Genomic DNA, 1,263 nt, shown 5'->3' on the forward strand with positions numbered 1-1,263 from the left:
CAGACCGGTCTCAATCGATCGTCGCAACACCAGCTTGTTCGATGGACTCTATCTGCTCGTTGAGGGCTTCTGCTGGAGTCTTCCACCCGAGTGTCTCGCGCGGCCTGTTGTTCAGGGTTCTGGCGACAGCCTCGAGCTCTTCAGCTGACCATCGGGATAGGTCGGTTCCTTTCGGGAAGTATTGGCGCAGCAGCCCGTTGGTGTTTTCGTTCGTTCCACGTTGCCAGGGGCTGTTCGGGTCGGCGAAGAACACCGGCACTCCGGTCTCGATCTGGAACTGCGCGTGAGCCGACATCTCCTTGCCGCGGTCCCAGGTCAGCGACCGTCGCAGCTGTTCGGGCAGCGTGGTGATCTTCGCCGCGAGTGCGTTCTTCATCGTGATCGCGCCGTAGCCGGCCAGGGCCGGGCCGTTCTTGACGGTGTGTTTGTGTCGGTAGCCCTCTTCACGGGGCAGGTGGATCAGCATCGTGAACCGTGTCGTGCGTTCGACCAGCGTGCCGATCGCTGACCGTTCCAGCCCGATGAGGAGGTCGCCTTCCCAGTGGCCTGGGACCGCGCGGTCTTCGACTTCGGCGGGCCGTTCGCTGATCAGCACGTCTGGGGTGACGTGTGCCCAGGCTTTCTGCTTCGACCGAGCCCGCGGGACGCGCAGAGCCCGGCCAGTGCGCAGGCAAGCGACCAACTCACGCTTCAGCGCACCGCGACTTTGCACGTAGAGCGCCTGGTAGATCGCCTCGTGGCTGATCCGCATGGACTCATCATCGGGGAAGTCGGCCTTCAGCCGGTTGGCGATCTGTTGCGGGCTCCAGCCCTGGACCCAGCGCCGGTCGGCGCGGTGCGGCTTGCCTTTGCCGTTCCACTTGGGCACCGACGGACCAAGGATTGTGCTGCCATCGGGACCGCGGACCTCGCCTGAAAGGCGTTGCTGCACGTAGTCGCGCAGTCGCTCGTTGGTGGCCAGCTTGGCGACCTTCGGTCGACGTGCGCGACGTTCGGCGTGCCACTGGGCAACGCTGGCCTTGTAGTCGAGGTTGTAGGTCCGCGTCGATGCATTGCGCAGAAGCTCCCGCGAGATCGTCGACGGGTCACGACCGATCTGGCGAGCGATCTCGCGGACGCCAGCGCCTCGGGCTCGAAGCAACGCGATGTTCTCGCGATCGGCGAAGGACAGGTAACGACCGGAGACGGTCGGTGGCAAACACGGGTTCACGCCGCCAGCGTGGCGAAACCAGCGGAACCCGACCGGCCCCGACACGCCCGCTG

At 65.1% G+C, this 1,263-nt stretch carries 1 protein-coding gene; it reads right to left on the reverse strand.

All coding sequences use genetic code 11. The features are described from left to right. Positions 1-10 precede the first annotated feature (10 nt). The gene (locus tag BW982_RS17375) at positions 11-1,255 is read right to left on the reverse strand and encodes an IS30 family transposase (RefSeq protein ID WP_076495499.1); all 1,245 of its coding nucleotides are present in this window, start codon (positions 1,253-1,255) and stop codon (positions 11-13) included. Positions 1,256-1,263: the final 8 nt, after the last annotated feature.

Source organism: Microbacterium sp. RURRCA19A, assembly GCF_900156455.1.
In the GTDB taxonomy this organism is placed as follows: Bacteria; Actinomycetota; Actinomycetes; order Actinomycetales; family Microbacteriaceae; genus Microbacterium.